Annotated in this window: 16 protein-coding genes; 8 read left to right on the top strand and 8 right to left on the bottom strand. The window is 72.6% G+C overall.

Translation table 11 applies throughout. From position 1 onward, the window contains the following. Window position 1: 1 nt before the first annotated feature. Window positions 2–1,492, bottom strand: coding sequence for a M1 family metallopeptidase (locus N5I75_RS05335; protein ID WP_476674840.1), 1,491 nt, complete (start codon window positions 1,490–1,492; stop codon window positions 2–4). 185 nt (window positions 1,493–1,677) lie between these two features. Between N5I75_RS05335 and N5I75_RS05330 the strand changes: the two genes are divergently transcribed. Continuing rightward, window positions 1,678–1,845, top strand: a complete 168-nt coding sequence (locus N5I75_RS05330) for an SCO1431 family membrane protein (RefSeq protein WP_476674838.1) — start codon at window positions 1,678–1,680, stop codon at window positions 1,843–1,845. Window positions 1,846–1,935: 90 nt separating this feature from the next. Here the strand turns inward: N5I75_RS05330 and N5I75_RS05325 are convergent, their stop codons facing one another. Beyond that, window positions 1,936–3,177: a glycoside hydrolase family 18 protein gene (locus N5I75_RS05325; RefSeq protein ID WP_476674836.1), complete on the bottom strand. Its 1,242-nt coding sequence runs from the start codon at window positions 3,175–3,177 to the stop codon at window positions 1,936–1,938. Between the two features lie 200 nt (window positions 3,178–3,377). Next, window positions 3,378–3,536, bottom strand: a complete 159-nt coding sequence (locus tag N5I75_RS05320; RefSeq protein WP_476674834.1) for a hypothetical protein — start codon at window positions 3,534–3,536, stop codon at window positions 3,378–3,380. A gap of 401 nt (window positions 3,537–3,937) precedes the next feature. Here N5I75_RS05320 and N5I75_RS05315 point away from each other — a divergent pair, with 401 nt between their 5' ends. Next, window positions 3,938–5,074: an Rv3169 family protein gene (locus N5I75_RS05315; protein ID WP_476674832.1), complete on the top strand. Its 1,137-nt coding sequence runs from the start codon at window positions 3,938–3,940 to the stop codon at window positions 5,072–5,074. Between the two features lie 34 nt (window positions 5,075–5,108). After that, the gene (locus N5I75_RS05310; RefSeq protein WP_476674830.1) at window positions 5,109–6,212 is read left to right on the top strand and encodes a phosphotransferase family protein; all 1,104 of its coding nucleotides are present in this window, start codon (window positions 5,109–5,111) and stop codon (window positions 6,210–6,212) included. Between the two features lie 15 nt (window positions 6,213–6,227). On the opposite strand, the gene N5I75_RS05305 is transcribed toward N5I75_RS05310, so the two are convergent. Continuing rightward, window positions 6,228–6,704 carry a hypothetical protein gene (locus tag N5I75_RS05305; protein WP_476674828.1) on the bottom strand — a complete coding sequence of 159 codons (477 nt, stop codon included), beginning with the start codon at window positions 6,702–6,704 and terminating at the stop codon, window positions 6,228–6,230. A gap of 234 nt (window positions 6,705–6,938) precedes the next feature. Here N5I75_RS05305 and N5I75_RS05300 point away from each other — a divergent pair, with 234 nt between their 5' ends. From N5I75_RS05300 to fxsA, 4 genes are all read left to right on the top strand, one after another. Beyond that, window positions 6,939–7,379, top strand: coding sequence for an Lrp/AsnC family transcriptional regulator (locus N5I75_RS05300; RefSeq protein ID WP_018534770.1), 441 nt, complete (start codon window positions 6,939–6,941; stop codon window positions 7,377–7,379). A gap of 76 nt (window positions 7,380–7,455) precedes the next feature. After that, window positions 7,456–9,069, top strand: coding sequence for an amidohydrolase (locus tag N5I75_RS05295; RefSeq protein WP_476674825.1), 1,614 nt, complete (start codon window positions 7,456–7,458; stop codon window positions 9,067–9,069). Between the two features lie 445 nt (window positions 9,070–9,514). After that, window positions 9,515–10,327 carry a polyprenol monophosphomannose synthase gene (locus N5I75_RS05290; RefSeq protein ID WP_476674823.1) on the top strand — a complete coding sequence of 271 codons (813 nt, stop codon included), beginning with the start codon at window positions 9,515–9,517 and terminating at the stop codon, window positions 10,325–10,327. Window positions 10,328–10,394: 67 nt separating this feature from the next. After that, window positions 10,395–10,994 (top strand): FxsA family membrane protein, encoded by a 600-nt coding sequence (gene fxsA / locus N5I75_RS05285; protein WP_476674821.1) that lies wholly within the window; start codon window positions 10,395–10,397, stop codon window positions 10,992–10,994. A gap of 86 nt (window positions 10,995–11,080) precedes the next feature. On the opposite strand, the gene N5I75_RS05280 is transcribed toward fxsA, so the two are convergent. The 4 genes from N5I75_RS05280 to yczE all read right to left on the bottom strand — a co-directional run bounded on the left by N5I75_RS05280 (window position 11,081) and on the right by yczE (window position 14,631). Then, window positions 11,081–11,455 carry an RNA polymerase-binding protein RbpA gene (locus tag N5I75_RS05280; protein WP_003977404.1) on the bottom strand — a complete coding sequence of 125 codons (375 nt, stop codon included), beginning with the start codon at window positions 11,453–11,455 and terminating at the stop codon, window positions 11,081–11,083. Window positions 11,456–11,709: 254 nt separating this feature from the next. Next, the gene (locus N5I75_RS05275) at window positions 11,710–13,065 is read right to left on the bottom strand and encodes an MFS transporter (RefSeq protein ID WP_476674819.1); all 1,356 of its coding nucleotides are present in this window, start codon (window positions 13,063–13,065) and stop codon (window positions 11,710–11,712) included. Window positions 13,066–13,111: 46 nt separating this feature from the next. Further along, window positions 13,112–13,891: a glycerophosphodiester phosphodiesterase family protein gene (locus tag N5I75_RS05270; RefSeq protein ID WP_476674817.1), complete on the bottom strand. Its 780-nt coding sequence runs from the start codon at window positions 13,889–13,891 to the stop codon at window positions 13,112–13,114. Next, complete coding sequence (gene yczE / locus N5I75_RS05265) at window positions 13,888–14,631, bottom strand: membrane protein YczE (RefSeq protein ID WP_476674815.1); 744 nt, start codon at window positions 14,629–14,631, stop codon at window positions 13,888–13,890. Before yczE ends, N5I75_RS05270 begins: the two co-directional genes overlap by 4 nt. A 30-nt stretch (window positions 14,632–14,661) precedes the next feature. On the opposite strand from yczE, the gene N5I75_RS05260 reads away from it, so the two are divergent. Further along, complete coding sequence (locus N5I75_RS05260) at window positions 14,662–16,161, top strand: SCO1417 family PLP biosynthesis transcription factor (protein ID WP_476674814.1); 1,500 nt, start codon at window positions 14,662–14,664, stop codon at window positions 16,159–16,161. Window positions 16,162–16,453 lie beyond the last annotated feature (292 nt).

Below are 16,453 nucleotides of genomic sequence, written 5' to 3'. Positions count from 1 at the left end.
GTCACGGGGTGACCACGGGTGCGACCACCCAGTCCGGGCGGCCCGGCATCGGCGGGGTCTTCGGGCCGTACAGCCACGGGCGCAGGAACCCGGACAGGTCGCGCCCGGCGACCTTCGTGGCCAGCGCCGTGAAGTCGGCCGTCGACGCCGCCCTGCCCCGGTAGGTCGTCAGCCAGGCCCGTTCGATCCGCTGGAACGTGCCGGCGCCGACCTCCTCGCGCAGCGCGTAGAGGACGAGCGCCGAACCGTCGTAGCGCATGCGCTTGAACAGATTCGGTTCGGTCGGCTCGGCGGGCGCCCCGTAGTCGTGGCGCCACTGGTCGTGGTTCTCGTAGGCCGTCCTCATGGCGGCCTCGAAGCTGTCCCCGCCGTGCTCCTCGGAGTACGCGCGCTCGTAGAACCGGGCGTGGCCCTCGCTGAGCCACAGGTCCGACCAGCCTGCGAGGGCGACGCTGTCGCCGAACCACTGGTGGGTCAGCTCGTGCATGAGGTCGCGCTCGGCGTCGACCCGGGTTCCGAGCAGGTCCGCCTTCGGCAGCAGCGACAGGGTCTGCGTCTCCAGGGCCACGCCCAGGTCCGTGTCACCGACGAGGACGCCGTACCGGTCGAAGGGGTAGGGGCCCAACCGCTCGCTCAGCCACCGCAGATGGGCGGGTGTCAGAGCGCGGTACTCCTCGGTCGGCGCGACCAGCGCGTCGGGCACGACATCGCGCAGCGGGAGGCCGCCCGGTCCCTTGCCGTCGATGAGCCGGAACCTCCCGATGGCGAGCTGTACGAGCTGCGCCGCCACCGGCTGCTCGGAGTCGTAGGTCCAGCGGACCCGGCCGCCGGGGCGCACGGACCGGTCGACGAGCCTGCCGCCCGCGACGGCCGTCAGGTCGCCCGGCGTGGTGACGCGGAAGGTGACCGGCGCGCGGCGGCTCGGGTGGTCGTCGGACGGGAAGATCAACTTGGCGCCGTTGGGCTGCGGATACAGGACCGTGCCGTCGGGCGTGGGTATCCAGCCGTAGTCCTCGATCGCGTCGTCGCGGTGCCGGGTCTGCGTCGGGTCGGCGATGTAGTCGACCTTCACGGTGAACGAACTGCCGTCGCGCAGCGCCGACTTGGGGGTGACGACCAGCTCGTCGCCGTCCCGCCGGGTCTGCGCGGGGCGCCCGTTCACGGTGACCGCGCGCAGCTCGTTGCCCGCGAAGTCGAGGTTGAAGCGGGACAGCGCCTGCTCCGCCGTCGCCGTGATCGTCGTCGACGCGGCGAACGGGGTCAGCGGCGCCCGCCAGTCGAAGTCGAGCGTGTAGTGGCGGACGCGGTAGCCGCCGTTCCCGTCGAGCGGGAACATCGGGTCGCCGAGGCCCGGGGCGCCCGGCGTGGGCGTGTTCTCGGCGGCCTGCGAGACGGTCGCCGGGGCGGTGAGCGCCGCGCCGAGCGTGAGTGCGACGGCGACGGTGAGACGGGCTCTGCGACGGGATGTGCGGGGTGTCCGGTCTGTGCGCATCGGGAACCTTCCGGTCGAGGCCGACGGGAACGCGTCGCAGTGTGGGACGCGCCACAGCACGGACCGGTTGTGCGCGGGGCAGCCGTGCCGTGCGCGTGACCAAGGTCTCGGTCGCAAACCGACATTCCGGTGGCAAGGTGGTAAGCGCACCGCCCACGAACCCAGTGCCAGTGAGTGAGACCCCCATGACCGCAAGCTCCGTAGCCGCCTCCGCCGCCAGCCAGGCCCCCGCCGCCGCGCGCACGCGCACCGGTGGCCCGCGGGAGGACGGCCCGAAGATCCTCGAGCACCTCATGGGGTGGACCTTGGTCGTCGTGCTCGCGATGTTCGTCACACAGGCCGGCCTGATGTGACGCCGCCGACAACAGCCGCGAGGGGCGGAACCCGGGCCACCGGGTTCCGCCCCTCGCATCGTGACGCGGAAGGTCCGCGCCGTGGCGTGACTAGCTGACGGCCTTGATCAGCTCACCGTTGGCGGTGTCGCCCGACAGCTCCCACAGGAACGTGCCGCCGAGGCCCTGCTGGTTCTTGTAGGTCATCTTGCCCGCGATGGTCTGCGGGGTGTCGTAGCTCCACCAGTTGGTCCCGCAGTGCGCGTACGCGGTGCCGCCGACCGTGCCCGTGGCGGGGCACTTGGTCTTCAGCTCCTTGTAGTCGTCGATGCCCTGCTCGTACTTGCCCGCGGCCGGGCCGGTCGCCGTGCCGCCCGGGGCGGACTGGGTGACGCCGGTCCAGCCGCGCCCGTAGAAGCCGATGCCGAGCAGCAGCTTCGAGGCGGGCACGCCCGCGGCCTTCAGCTTGGTGATGGTGGCGTCGGTGTTGTAGCCGGCCTTCGGGATGCCCGTGTACGCCTTCAGCGGCGAGTGCGGGGCGGTCGGCCCCTTGGCGTCCCACGCGCCGAAGTAGTCGTACGTCATCGGGTTGTACCAGTCGACGTACTGGGCGGCGCCCGCGTAGTCGGTGGCGTCCAGCTTGCCGCCCGCGGAGGCGTCGGCGGGGATGGCGGAGGTCAGCAGATAATTGGCGCCGAACTTGGCGCGCAGCGCCGCCATCAGCTTCTTGTACGCGTCACGGCCGCTGGTGTCGCAGGTCAGGCCGCAGGCGTTGGGGTACTCCCAGTCGATGTCGATGCCGTCGAAGACGTTGGCCCACTTGGAGTTCTCGACGAGGTCGTAGCAGGACTGGGCGAACGCGGCCGGGTTCTTCGCGGCCTCGGTGAACCCGCCGGACCAGGTCCAGCCGCCGAAGGACCAGAGGATCTTGAGGTTCGGGTGCTTCTTCTTCAGCTTGAGCAGCTGGTTGAAGTTGCCGCGCAGCGGCTGGTCCCAGGTGTCGGCGACGCCGTCCACGGACTGGTCGGCGGTGTACGCCTTGTCGGTCGCCGCATAGGCGTCGCCCATCGTGCACTTGCCGCCCTGGACGTTGCCGAAGGAGTAGTTGATGTGCGTCAGCTTGTTGGCGGACCCGGACGTCTCCACGTTCTTGACGTGGTAGTTCCGGTCGTAGACACCCCACTCGGTGAAGTAGCCGACGACCTTCGACCCGGCGGCCCGCGGCTGTGCGGCGGTGTCCGTCTGGGCGGCCGCGCTGCCCGAGGAGGCGAGCAGGCCCGCGCCGAGAACGGCGGAGCAAGCGGCTGCGGCGAGCGCCTTGAGGGGAGTGCGGGGGAGGCGCGATATGCGCATGGTGTCTCCTCGTGGGGGAGGGGGACCTGGGGGCGTGGGGATGACATGAACGCGTTGAGTCGGCGAACGGAACAGACAGTAGGAGGACTAGACCAGTGCGGTCAATGGTCCGGACCAATTTCCGTCGCTTCTTCAACTGGCCACCGCACGCCCGTGCTTGGGCATACGCGATACCCCGCAGCCGAGAGGGCCGGGCCTCCTCAGTAGCGCTGCGAGGTGCTGAACTGCCCCGTCCGCACCGTGGGCGCCACGAGCCGCACCCACTCGGGGTCGTGCCGCCCCGGCAGCGTCTTCCCGCGCTCGGCCCAGGCGGCGACGAGGGCGCGGTAGAGGGGCGGGTCCTGTGACGGCTGGGGCATCTGAGGAATCTGGGGCGCCTGAGGGATCTGAGGGATCTGAGGGATCTGAGGCGCCTGATGAACCGATTCTGCGAAGAGGGGCGCCGGAACGGGCGAGAGGCCGCGCCTGCGCCGTCCGGTGGGCGCAGGGGCGGAGGTCTGCGTCAGGGTCATGCCGGACCAACGCGCGGCGCCCGCCGGCGGTCACCGGCACCGGCAATCGGGCGTCCGTTCGCGGAATCACCGGGGGTGTGGGGAACGGGGCGCCGGGGCCGGGGTGTTGCCGCACACCTGCCCCGGTCCGTTGTTGCCGCACACCTACCCGGCCCGCCGTTGTTGCCGCACACCTACCCCGGCCCGCCGTAACTGACGTACCGTCAGCTCCATGGTTCCGGCGCCGAATCTCCGGTGGAGGGGAACACATGGCCCAGGACGAACGCCCCGTCGCCTTCGACGAGTACCCGGTCCATCAGGTACCGCTCTCGATGGCGCACGTCGCCACCAGCGACCGCAACGCCTACGATCGCTGCATCTTCCATCTCTTCGACCCCGATGGCGAGTTCCTGCTCATCCTGGGGCTCGGGGTGTACCCCAACCTCGGGGTGACCGACGCGTACGCCACCTTGCGGCACGGCGACACGCTGCACGCCGTCCGCGCCTCGGACGCGCTGAGCGACGAGACCCGGACGCGGATGGAGGTCGGCCCGCTGCGCATCCTCGTCGAGCGGCCGCTGAAGGACTTCGTCCTGACCTGCGCCGCCGACACCGGCGACCCGGGCGGGCTCGCGTACGAGATCGCCTGGCACGCCGACTTCCCCGCGCTCTGGGAACCCCATCACACGCAGCGTCGCGGCGCCCGGCTCATCCTGGAGGGCAAACGGTTCGTGCAGGCCGGACGGTGCGACGGCCGGCTGCGGATCGGCGGCCGCGAGGTCGAGGTGCGCGGCTGGACCGGGACCCGCGACCGCAGCTGGGGCGTGCGGCCCGTGCCCGGCGAGGAGGGCGGCCGGCTCGCCGCCGAGCACCCGACCGACGGGTTCCACTGGGTCTGGGCGCCGGTCCGCTTCGAGGACCGGTTCCTGATGGTGGTGGTGCAGGAGGATGCCGACGGGTACCGCACCCTGAACGACGCGACCCTGGTCCGCGAGGGCCGGCGCGACCGCCGGCTCGGCTGGCCCCGCGTCGACATCGGCTACCGCCCCGGCACCCGCCACCCGAGGGACGCGGTCATCCACCTCACCGACCCGGACGACCGCAAGCCCCTCGACGTCGGGGTGGAGATCCTCACCTCCTCACCGCTGGCCCTGGGCGCGGGCTACCCGCCCGCCGACGACTGGCAGCACGGCACCTGGCAGGGGCGCGACTGGACCGACCGCCGCACCTACGACCTCTCCGACCCCGCGTCCCACCCCCGCGCCGCCTACGGAGTGACCGACCACGCCGCCCGCTTCACCCTCGACGGGCGCGTCGGCCACGGCATCTTCGAGCACGGCAGCTTCGGCCGCCACGACCCGAGCGGCTTCACCGGCTTCGACTCGGTGGCGCCCGAACGACCTTGAGCCCAGTTCCGTCGCCTTCGGAGGGAGTCCGGTCATGGCCGGCGCACCGCGCCCCCGCACCTCCACGCGGGAACCCGAGGAGATCGCCCGCCGCCTCACCGCCTGGCTGGGCCACCGCCTGCCCGGCGCCAAGGCGGTGAACGTCACCGTCCCCACGTCCAACGGCATGTCCAGCGAGACCCTGCTCTTCGACATCGAGCACCCCAGGCCTCCCGTCAGGGCGTGCGCGCTGCGGCTCGCCGCGGACCCGTCGGCGTACACGGTCTTCCCGGTGTACGACATGGGGCGGCAGTACCGCACGATGCGGCTGGCCGCCGAACGGGCCCGGCTGCCGGTGCCGCGCGTGCTCTGGCTGGAGGAGGACACGACGGCGCTCGGCGCGCCGTTCTTCGTGATGGAGCGGGTCGCCGGGCGCGTCCCGCCCGACGTGATGCCCTACACGTACGAGGGGAACTGGCTGCACGCCGCCACGGACGACGAGCGCGCCCGTCTGGAGGACGCCAGCATCCGACTGCTCGCCCAACTGCACGACGGCGTACCCGCGGCCGAGGCGGACTTCCTCGCTCTGCCGGGCGACGGGAGCCCGCTGCGCAGACACGTCGAGGCCCAACGCGCCTACTACGCCTGGGTCGTCGAGGGCCTCGCGCGTTCACCGCTCATCGAGAGCGCCTTCGCGCGCCTGGAGGAGCTGTGGCCGCGCGAGGAGGGCGAGCCGGTCCTCAACTGGGGCGACGCCCGCATCGGCAACGTCGTCTACGACGGTTTCACCCCGGTCGCCGTCCTCGACTGGGAGATGGCGGCGCTCGCCCCGCGCGAGGTGGACCTCGGCTGGACGGTCTATCTGCACCGCTTCTTCCAGGACCTGACCGAGGGCTTCGGCCAGCGCGGCCTGCCCGGCTTCCTGCGCCGCGACCGCGTCGAGGCGCGCTACGCCGAACTCACCGGGCACATCCCGCGCGACATGGACTTCCACACGCTCTACGCGGCGCTGCGGCACGCGATCGTGATGCTCCGCGTCGCCTACCGCCAGATCCACTTCGGGGAGGCCGTCGTGCCCGCCGATCCGGACACGCTGATCCTGCACCACGGCAGCCTGCGGGCCATGGTGCAGGGCAGGTACTGGACAAATCTCGGCTAGAGGAAGGGGCGCGGTTCAGGCCGCGGCCCGGCGGTTCGGCTGGAACGGCACGCGCAGCGGCCGCGAACCGGGCCCGCCCACGTGCGAGAACGGCTGCATGCGCCAGTCGAGCCCCTGAGGCAGTGTCAGGAGCAGGGCGGTGTCCTGCTCCTGAGCCCCGATCAGCTCGTCGGCGGGCCGCGCCTCGGCGGCCGGCCGGCCCGTGCCCGCGCAGACGGTGAGTCCGAACGGGTTCCAGGGCGAGGCGCACAGCGCGTGCTCCGGCAGGACGTCCTCGTCCGCGAGGAGCGCGATGGGCTGGGCGCAGTCCGGGCAGAGCACCCGGTACATCTCGAACGTGTCGTAGGAGTCGGCGTCGGCGTCGATGCCGGTGTCCGCTTCGACGGACTCCTCGTCGAAGACGTCGCGTTCGACGCCCTCCGGCTGGGGCTCGGCGACGGTGCGCTTGCGCTGACGGGATGCGGGGCGTCCGGGACGCTTCACGTTCTGCATGGGAATCTCCCCCTCGGGTGGGCCGACCAGGAACCGCGGCCACGACCACAGCAAGCACTTCCCTCCCCGCCCACGCGGTAATCGCTTCCCGTGTGAGGACACGGTCGGAAGTGTGTGGTCTTCGTCACATGCCGATTGCCCGTGCCCGGGGCGCGGTAGGCGAAGGGGCCGCACAGGGCCGTTCGCGCCGCTCCGAGGTATCCCGGGCGATCACGGGGCGGTAGGTTCTGCCGCATGGAGGAGCTCGACCGACAGATCGTGCAGCTGCTCGTCAAGGACGGGCGGATGAGCTACACCGACCTGGGCAAGGCCACGGGCCTGTCCACGTCGGCCGTGCACCAGCGAGTGCGCCGCCTGGAGCAGCGCGGCGTGATCCGCGGGTACGCCGCGGTCGTCGACCCCGAGGCGGTGGGCCTGCCGCTGACCGCGTTCATCTCGGTGAAGCCGTTCGACCCGAGCGCCCCCGACGACATCGCCGAGCGGCTCGCGGGCGTCCCCGAGATCGAGGCGTGCCACAGCGTGGCCGGGGACGAGAACTACATCCTCAAGGTCCGCGTCGAGACCCCGCACGAACTGGAGAACCTCCTCGCGCGCGTACGCTCCCTCGCCGGCGTCTCCACCCGCACGACGGTCGTCCTCTCCACGCCCTACGAGGCCCGGCCGCCGCGCATTTAGCGCCCAGGTGGGCCGAGGGCCGACAAAAAGGACCCCGGCACGCGCGCGTGGCGGCGCGCGCGGGAGACTGTCCCCCATGAGCACGCCCCCCAGCATCCGTACCGTTCTCCTCCGGCGCGGCGAGGTCCACAGCCCCGCCGACCCCTTCGCCACCGCGATGGTGGTGGAGGCCGGACACATCGCCTGGGTCGGTTCGGAAGGCGCGGCGGACGCGTTCGCGGACGGCGTGGACGAGGTGATCGACCTCGACGGCGCCCTGGTCACCCCGGCGTTCACCGACGCCCACGTCCACACCACCTCGACCGGCCTCGCCCTCACCGGGCTCGACCTCACGGCCGCCCGCACCCGCGAGGAGGCCCTCACCCTCGTCCGGGACCACGCCGCGGCCCGCCCCGCCGACCGGGTGCTGCTCGGCCACGGCTGGGACGCGGCCCGCTGGCCCGACACCCGGCCGCCCTCGCGCGCGGAGCTGGACGAGGCCACCGGCGGCCGCCCCCTCTACCTCTCCCGCATCGACGTGCACTCCGCGGCCGTGAGCACCGCCCTGCTCGATCTGGTGCCCGGCGTCCGCGACCAGGCCGGGTTCGCGGCCGACGAGCCCCTGACCCGCGACGCCCACCACGCGGTCCGCGCCGCCGCCCTCGGCGCCGTGGGACCCCAGCAGCGCACCGAGGCCCAGCGCGCCGCCCTGCGGCACGCCGCGTCCCTCGGCATCGGCTCGATCCACGAGTGCGGCGGCCCCGACATCTCCTCCGAGGACGACTTCACGGGGCTGCTCGACCTCGCCCGCTCCGAGCCGGGCCCGCGCGTCGCCGGGTACTGGGCCGACCGCGACATCGAGCGCGCCCGCGCCCTCGGTGCCCTCGGCGCGGCCGGTGACCTCTTCGTGGACGGCGCCCTCGGCTCGCACACGGCCTGCCTGCACGCGCCCTACGCCGACGCGGGACACACAGGCACCGGCTACCTGGACGCCGCCGACGTCGCCGCGCACGTCGCCGCCTGCACCGAGGCGGGCCTCCAGGCCGGGTTCCACGCGATCGGCGACGCCGCCGTCACCGCCGTCGTCGACGGAATGCGCGCCGCCGCGGAAAAGGTCGGCCTCGCGCGCGTGCGCGCCGCCCGGCACCGCGTCGAGCACGCCGAGATGATGACGCCCGAAGCCGTCGCCGCCTTCGCCGAGTTCGGCCTCACCGCGTCCGTGCAGCCCGCCTTCGACGCGCTGTGGGGCGGCGAGGAAGGCATGTACGCCGACCGCCTCGGCGCCGAACGGGCGCGCACCCTCAACCCGTTCGCGGCGTTCCTGCGCGCAGGGGTCCCGCTCGCGTTCGGCTCCGACAGCCCGGTCACCCCGCTCGACCCGTGGGGCACCGTCCGCGCCGCCGCCTTCCACCGCACGCCCGGGCACCGGGTCTCCGTACGGGCCGCGTTCACCGCCCACACGCGCGGGGGCTGGCGCGCCGTCGGCCGCGACGACGCCGGGATCCTCGTTCCGGGCGCCCCCGCGGACTACGCCGTCTGGCGCACCGACGAGCTGATCGTGCAGGCCCCGGACGACCGGGTGGCCCGCTGGTCCACCGACCCGCGCTCCGGCACCCCTGGGCTGCCGGACCTCTCGCCGGGCGCCCAACTCCCCGTCTGCCTGCGGACGGTGGTCTCCGGACAGCCGGTGTACGTAGGGCCGGACGAGTGAGATACCGGGGCGGCGTGCGGCCCGCCCAGGGCACCCGCGGTCCCCGCAGACCTGCGCATCCTCGCCCCTGACCAGCCGTCTTCACAAAGAGGTGCAGGTGGGACGGCTGTTGACAGACCGCCGCAGGGGGCGGGTAGGTTCGGCCGAGTCCACCACCTTTCGCACGGCCGCGCAGACTACGCGGTGGTAGAACGCAGTCCGGCGCCCGTGCCACGGGGCGCTGGAACGTTCCGGCCGGTCGGCGAGGTGCGACCCGGGTGGGGCCCGGGCGTTCAGTAGACAACGGCTCTCGGTCGACCCGCAGCCAGCGGGCCCCAGGTCGGCCCGAAGGACGCCCGGCCCCGATCCGCAGTGTCGGCCCGACCTGCGGCGCTCGCTAAGGTAGGTCCCCTTGTGCAGCTAGGTAGCGCACTGGTGTGCTGCGTGTAGTTCTTAAGGGGAATCTGTGAGCGACGGCGGTGGGCGCGAGTTCGGCCCTCTCGGTACGGCCCTGGTGATCATTCCGACCTATGACGAGGCGGAGAACATCACGGCCATCGTCGGGCGGGTCAGGGCCGCGGTGCCCGACGCCCACGTACTGGTCGCCGACGACAACAGTCCCGACGGCACGGGCAAGCTCGCCGACGAACTGGCCGCGGACGACGACCATGTCCACGTTCTGCACCGCACCGGCAAGGAGGGCCTCGGCGCCGCCTACCTCGCCGGTTTCGCCTGGGGCATGGAGCAGGGGTACGGCGTCCTCGTCGAGATGGACGCCGACGGCTCCCACCAGCCCGAGGAGCTGCCCCGGCTGCTCACCGCCCTCAAGGGCGCGGACCTGGTGCTCGGTTCGCGCTGGGTGCCCGGCGGACGGGTCGTCAACTGGCCCAAGTCCCGCGAGTTCCTCTCCCGCGGCGGCTCCACCTACTCCCGGCTGCTGCTCGACGTCCCGATCCGCGACGTCACCGGCGGCTTCCGCGCGTTCCGCCGCGAGACCCTCGAAGGGCTCGGGCTCGGCGACGTGGCCTCACAGGGCTACTGCTTCCAGGTCGACCTCGCGCGGCGGGCCGTGAAGGCCGGCTACCACGTGGTCGAGGTCCCCATCACTTTCGTCGAGCGCGAGCTGGGCGACTCCAAGATGAGCAAGGACATCGTCGTGGAGGCCCTGTGGCGGGTCACCACGTGGGGCGTGGGCGCCCGGGTGGGCAAGATGCTCGGCCGCCCCTCCGACGGCTCCTCCGGCCCCTCAGGGGCCTCGAGATCCTCCGACCGCGCCTGACCGGGCCGTCGTCTCCGCTCAGTCCCTGTTTACGCCACTCGGACGGGCCCCCAGGCACACTGGGAGCATGACCACAGGCACACCGCCCAGCAACCAGTCCACCGGCGCCCGGCGCTCCCGGGTCCGTACGTTCCTGCCGCTCGCCGTCGCCGCGTGGGTGGTCCTGGAGATCTGGCTGCTGACGGTGGTGGCGGGCGCCGTCGGCGGCTTCACGCTGTTCCTGCTCCTCGTGGGCGGCTTCGTCCTCGGCGCCGCCGTGATCAAGGCGGCCGGACGCCGCGCCTTCCAGAACCTCAGCGAGACGCTCCAGCGCCAGCAGCGCCCGGGCACCGTGGAGGCGGGCGAGCAGCGCTCGCAGGGGAACGGGCTGCTGATGCTCGCCGGCCTCTTCCTGATGATCCCGGGGCTGATCTCGGACGCCCTCGGCCTGCTCCTGCTCGTGCCGCCGGTCCGGGCAGCGCTGAGCCGCTACACGGAGCGGACCATCGAGCGGAAGATGAGCGCCGCCACCCGGGGCACGTTCGGCACCGCCTTCCAGCAGAGCCGCGGCGGCGGCCCGGCGGGCGGTGGGGGCACGGTGATCCAGGGAGAGGTCGTCCGGGACGACGACAAGCCGTCGAACGGCCCGGACGGAGCCCGGCCGCGCCCGCCGATCATGCCGTCGTAACTGTTCGGACAATGAGAACGGCCGGGGCCGGACACACAGTGTGTGTCCGGCCCCGGCCGTCTCACGTTATGCCGTGGATCCTCGGGTCAGGCCGACTTGCGGCTGTCCCTCGGGTGGACCGCGATGTTCATCGCGCCCGAACGCAGGACGGCCAGACGCTCCTCGAGGACCTCTTCGAGCTCCTCGCGGGTGCGCCGCTCCATCAGCATGTCCCAATGCGTACGGGCCGGCTTGGCCTTCTTCTCCTCAGGGCCGTCACCGTCCACCAGAAGTGCCTGGGCCCCGCAGACCTTGCACTCCCACTCCGGCGGAATCTCGGCCTCCACCGAGAAGGGCATCTCGAAGCGATGTCCCTTCTCGCATGCGTACTCCACGGCCTGGCGCGGAGCCAGGTCGATACCGCGGTCCGTCTCGTAGCTCGTCACTACGAGGCGCGTTCCGCGAAGAGCTCGCTCACTCATGAATCGTGCCTCCCGGGCTTGTCGCCCACAGGACAGGTGTCGCTGTCGTCGTCATCCGGTCAACGTCCGGTCGGCGGTAAAGATTCCCGTTCCGGGCAATGCGTCGCCGTCGTAGCCGCCCCTTGTTGTACCCACCAACGCCCGGTTTGTCACATCTGACACCAGATGTCACCTAGCGTCTCACATTCTTGACGTGCAGTAACGGTACGCCTGGCAGGCCAACCGCGTACACTACCGGCCTTTGCCTTCAGGTGCTAAATCCGGGTCGGTACGGGATTGCCCGCGTCGCGCACCGCCTGCCGCACCGGAACGCGGGCGAGCAGGGCGAAACCGACCAGAAAGAACAGCACCAGGGACCCGATCGCGTCCCGGTAACTCCCGGTCAGCTGGTACGCGAGCCCGAACACCAGGGGCCCCAGCCAGCTCATGCCGCGGTCGCTCATCTCGTACGCGGAGAAGTACTCCGCCTCCTTCCCGGCCGGCACGAGATGCGAGAACAGAGACCGTGACAGCGCCTGAGTACCCCCGAGCACGAGTCCGATGCCGACCGCGAGGGTGAAGAACCACACCGGCGACTTCGGCGGCAGGAAGTAACCCGCCGCGATCGTCACCGTCCAGGCCACGAGCGAGCCCAGGATCGTGTACTTGGCGCCGTACGCGCGCGCGAGGCGGCCCATCGCCAGGGCACCCGCCACCGCGAGGATCTGGACGAGCAGCACGGCCACGATGAGCGTCGACTGGCCGAGGCCGAGCTCCTCGGAGCCGAACACGGACGCCTGCGAGATGACCGTCTGGACACCGTCGTTGTAGACGAGGTAGGCGAGCAGGAAGGAGAGCGTCAGCGGGTAGCGGCGCATGTCCCTGACCGTGGCGGCGAAGTGGCGGAAGCCCGGCGCCGTACGGGCCGGGCCGGACGCCGTACGCCGGTCGCGCAGGCGGCGTAGGGGCACCACGGTGAACGCGCCCCACCACACACCGGCCGACGCCAGGCAGATCCGCACCGCCGTCGACTCCGCGACACCGAAGGTGTCGTGCGCCGTGTACAGCCACAGGTTCGCCAGGAGAACCAGGGCGCCCGACGCGTAACCGAGGGCCCACCCGCGCGAGGAGACCGCGTCGCGCTCCTCCGGCGGCGCGATCTGCGGCAGGTAGCTGTTGTAGAGCACCATCGACACGGCGAGCGAGGCGTTCGCGGTCACGAGCAGCGCGCCGCCGAGCAGGTAGCGGTCGCCGGACAGGAAGAACATGCCGGCCGTCGCCGCCGCTCCCACGTAGGCCGAGGCGGCCAGCAGCGGCTTCTTGCGGCCCGTACGGTCGGCCGCCGCGCCCGCGAGCGGCATCACGAACAGCGCGAGGACCACCGACAGGGAGACCGTGTACGCGAAGAAGGACCCGGCGCGGACCGGGACGCCCAGCGGGTGCACGAAGCCGTCCGCGTCGGCCGCCGCCTTCGCGACCGAGGTGAGGTACGGGCCGAGGAACACGGTCAGGACGCTCGTCGAGTAGACCGAGCAGGCCCAGTCGTAGACGTACCAGCCGCGCTGCTCGCGCCTGCGGTCGGCGAGGGCACTGGCCCCGTTCGCCGTCTCCCGCACGGTGTCGGTGCCCACCCGTGTCCCCTTGCGTTCCCCGTGGTCCGGCGCCGCGCGGCGGCGCTCAGGCCCAGGTGCCCCGGTCCTTGAGGACGTCGCGCAGCGTCTCGATGTGATCGGAAACTATGCCATCGACCCCGAGGTCGAGAAGCCGCCGCATCTCGGCCTCGTCGTTGACTGTCCAGACGTGGACCTGCATCCCGCGCGCGTGGGCGGCCCGCACGAAGCGACGGTCGACGACCCGGACCCCGTACTGCCCCACGGGCACCTGCGCGCACACGGCCGTGCCGCGCAACGGGAAGGGCAGCCCGTACGACCGCAGGCGCAGACCCAGGACGCCCCTGGTGCCGAGCGACGTGGCGAGGCGCGGCCCGGCGAGCGCCTGGGCCCTGGCGACCCGCGGCTCCGAGAACGAGCCGACGCAGACGCGGTCCCACGCGCGCGTGCGCTCGATCAGGTCGAGGAGGGGGAGCAGCGCGGGCTCCGCCTTGACGTCGACGTTCCAGCGCACGTCGGGGAAGGTCTCCAGCAACTCCTCGAACAGCGGGACCGGTTCGCTGCCCGCCACGCGCGCGTGCCGGACCTCGTCCCAGGGGAGGCCGGCGATCAGGCCGCTGCCGTCCGTGACCCGATCGAGCGTGTCGTCGTGGAACGCCACCAGGCGGCCGTCGGCCGTGGCGTGCACGTCCGTCTCGATGTAGCGGTAGCCGAGGCCGACCGCGCGGCGGAACGCGGCGACCGTGTTCTCCAGGCCGTCCGCCGCCCCGCCGCGGTGCGCGAACGGGAGCGGGCCCGGGTGGTCGAGGTAGGGGTGCGGCACGGGGCGGCGTACGGGCTTGGTCACCGTCGCAGTATCGCCTTGCGTACGGGGGCGGGGGCGACCGCCGTCGAGTCGGCGGGCGGGGCCGGCACGGCGAGGACCCGCAGGAAGAACTGGGCGAGCGGGCCGATCGCGAGCGCGTACAGGACGGTGCCGACACCGATCGTGCCGCCGAGCAGGAAGCCGGTGATCACGACGGTGACCTCGACGGCGGTGCGCATCAGGCGGATGGAGCGGCCCGTGCGGTGGTGCAGGCCGGTCATCAGGCCGTCGCGCGGGCCCGGGCCGAACCTGGCCGCGATGTAGAGGCCGGTCGCGACCCCGTTCAGCAGGATCGCCACCACCATCAGCGGGACGCGCACCGCGTAGGCGTGCACATCCGGTACGACGGCCAGGGTCGCGTCCATGGCGAGGCCGACGACGAAGACGTTCGAGACCGTACCCAGGCCGGGACGCTGGCGCAGCGGGATCCAGAGGAGCAGCACGATCGCGCCGATGATGATCGACACGACGCCGATGGAGATGCCTGTGCGCTCCGCGAGCCCCTGGTGCAGGACGCCCCAGGGCTCCAGGCCGAGCCGCGCCTCGACGAGGAGCGCCGAGCTGAAGCCGAAGAGGGCGAGTCCGGCGTAGAGCTGGATCAGGCGGCGGGGGAGGCGGCGGTGCGGGGCGGGTGAGGTGGACGGTGCGGGCAAGGGGTCCCCCGGGTGGTGGTTGTGGCCTGGTGCATGCCACTGTGTGGCTTCCAGGCGGATGTGAACCATGGCCAATTCCGGAAAGGTGGACTGATTCGTATGGCTCAGTGGACTTCGGCGATCGGATCGGCCCAGCTCGCCCGGCTGCTCACCTCGCAGCAACCGCGTCCGGCGGGGCCCGGCACCCGCCGCCCGCCCGCCTACCGCGCCCTCGCCGACGGTGTCCGGCTGCTCGTCCTGGAGGGCCGCGTCCCGGTCGCCGCGCGGCTGCCCGCCGAACGCGAACTGGCGCAGGCGCTCTCGGTCAGCCGGACGACCGTCGCGGCCGCCTACGAGGCGCTGCGCGGCGAAGGGTTCCTGGAGTCGCGCAGAGGTGCGGGCAGTTGGACGGCCGTCCCGGCGGGCAATCCGCTCCCCGCGCGCGGGCTCGAACCCCTGCCGCCCGAAGCGCTCGGCTCGATGATCGACCTCGGCACGGCGGCGCTGCCCGCGCCCGAACCCTGGCTGACCCGGGCCGTGCAGGGCGCCCTGGAGGAGCTGCCGCCGTACGCCCATACGCACGGCGACTACCCGGCCGGGCTGCCCGCGCTGCGCACGATGATCGCCGAGCGGTACACGGCGCACGGGATCCCGACCATGCCCGAGCAGATCATGGTCACGACCGGGGCGATGGGCGCCATCGACGCGATCTGCCACCTCTTCGCGGGCCGCGGCGAACGGGTCGCCGTCGAATCGCCCAGCTACGCCAACATCCTCCAGCTCATGCGCGAGGCTGGCCTGCGGCTCGTCCCCGTCGCCATGGCGGACGGGCTCAGCGGCTGGGACCTCGACCGGTGGCGGCAGGTGCTGCGCGACGCCGCGCCCCGGCTCGCGTACGTCGTCGCCGACTTCCACAACCCGACCGGCGCCCTCGCCGACGAGGAGCAGCGCCGCTCCCTCGTCGACGCCGCGCGCTCGGCGGGCACGGTGCTCGTCGTCGACGAGACGATGACGGAGCTGCGGCTCGACGAGGGCCGGGAGATGCCGCGCCGGGTCTGCGCGTTCGACCCGGCCGGATCGACCGTGATCACCGTCGGCTCCGCGAGCAAGGCGTTCTGGGCCGGTATGCGGATCGGCTGGGTCCGGGCCGCGCCGGACGTCATCCGCAGCCTTGTCGCCGCGCGCGCGTACGCGGATCTGGGCACGCCCGTGCTCGAACAGCTGGCCGTGAACTGGCTGCTCAGCACCGGGGGGTGGGAGGCGGCCGTGCAGCTGCGCCGCGACCAGGCACGGGAGAACCGGGACGCGCTCGTCACGGCGGTCCGCCGCGCGCTGCCTTCCTGGGAGTTCGACGTCCCCGACGGCGGTCTGACCCTCTGGGTCAAGGCGGGCGGCCTCTCGGGCTCCCGCCTCGCCGAGGTCGGCGAACGCGTCGGCGTCCGCGTCCCCTCCGGCCCCCGCTTCGGCGTCGACGGCGCCTTCGAGGGCTACGTACGCCTGCCCTTCACGGTGAGCGGCGCGGTGGCGGAGGAAGCGGCCCTCCGCCTGGCGACGGCGGCGAGGCTGGTGCGGGAGGGGCAGGGGGTGGGCGGGGAGGTTCCCCGGACGTTGATCGCGTGAGGGTGCGGTGCGGCTGCTCGGAGTGCGGAGTTGTGGTTGGGCGGGGTGGCGGGTTCGGGTGCGGGCGCTGGGCTGGGCGACGGGGTGTGGGTGCGGGCGCCGGGCTGGGCGGCGGGGTGTGGGTGCGGGTGCCACGCAGGGCGGCGGGGTGCGGGCGCCGGGCGGGCGGCAGACGGTGGCGTGACGGGTCCGCCCGCCTCGGCGGCGCCTATCGCTCGGCGAGCGCCTCGGCCTCCTGCGGGACGGACTCCGTCGGGGCCGTCTCCGTCCGGATGGGCTCGGCCGGGATGGG

Source organism: Streptomyces sp. R818, assembly GCF_056172735.1.
The sequence above is the reverse complement of the archived record's forward strand: the minus strand, read 5'-3'. Positions and strand labels throughout refer to the sequence as shown.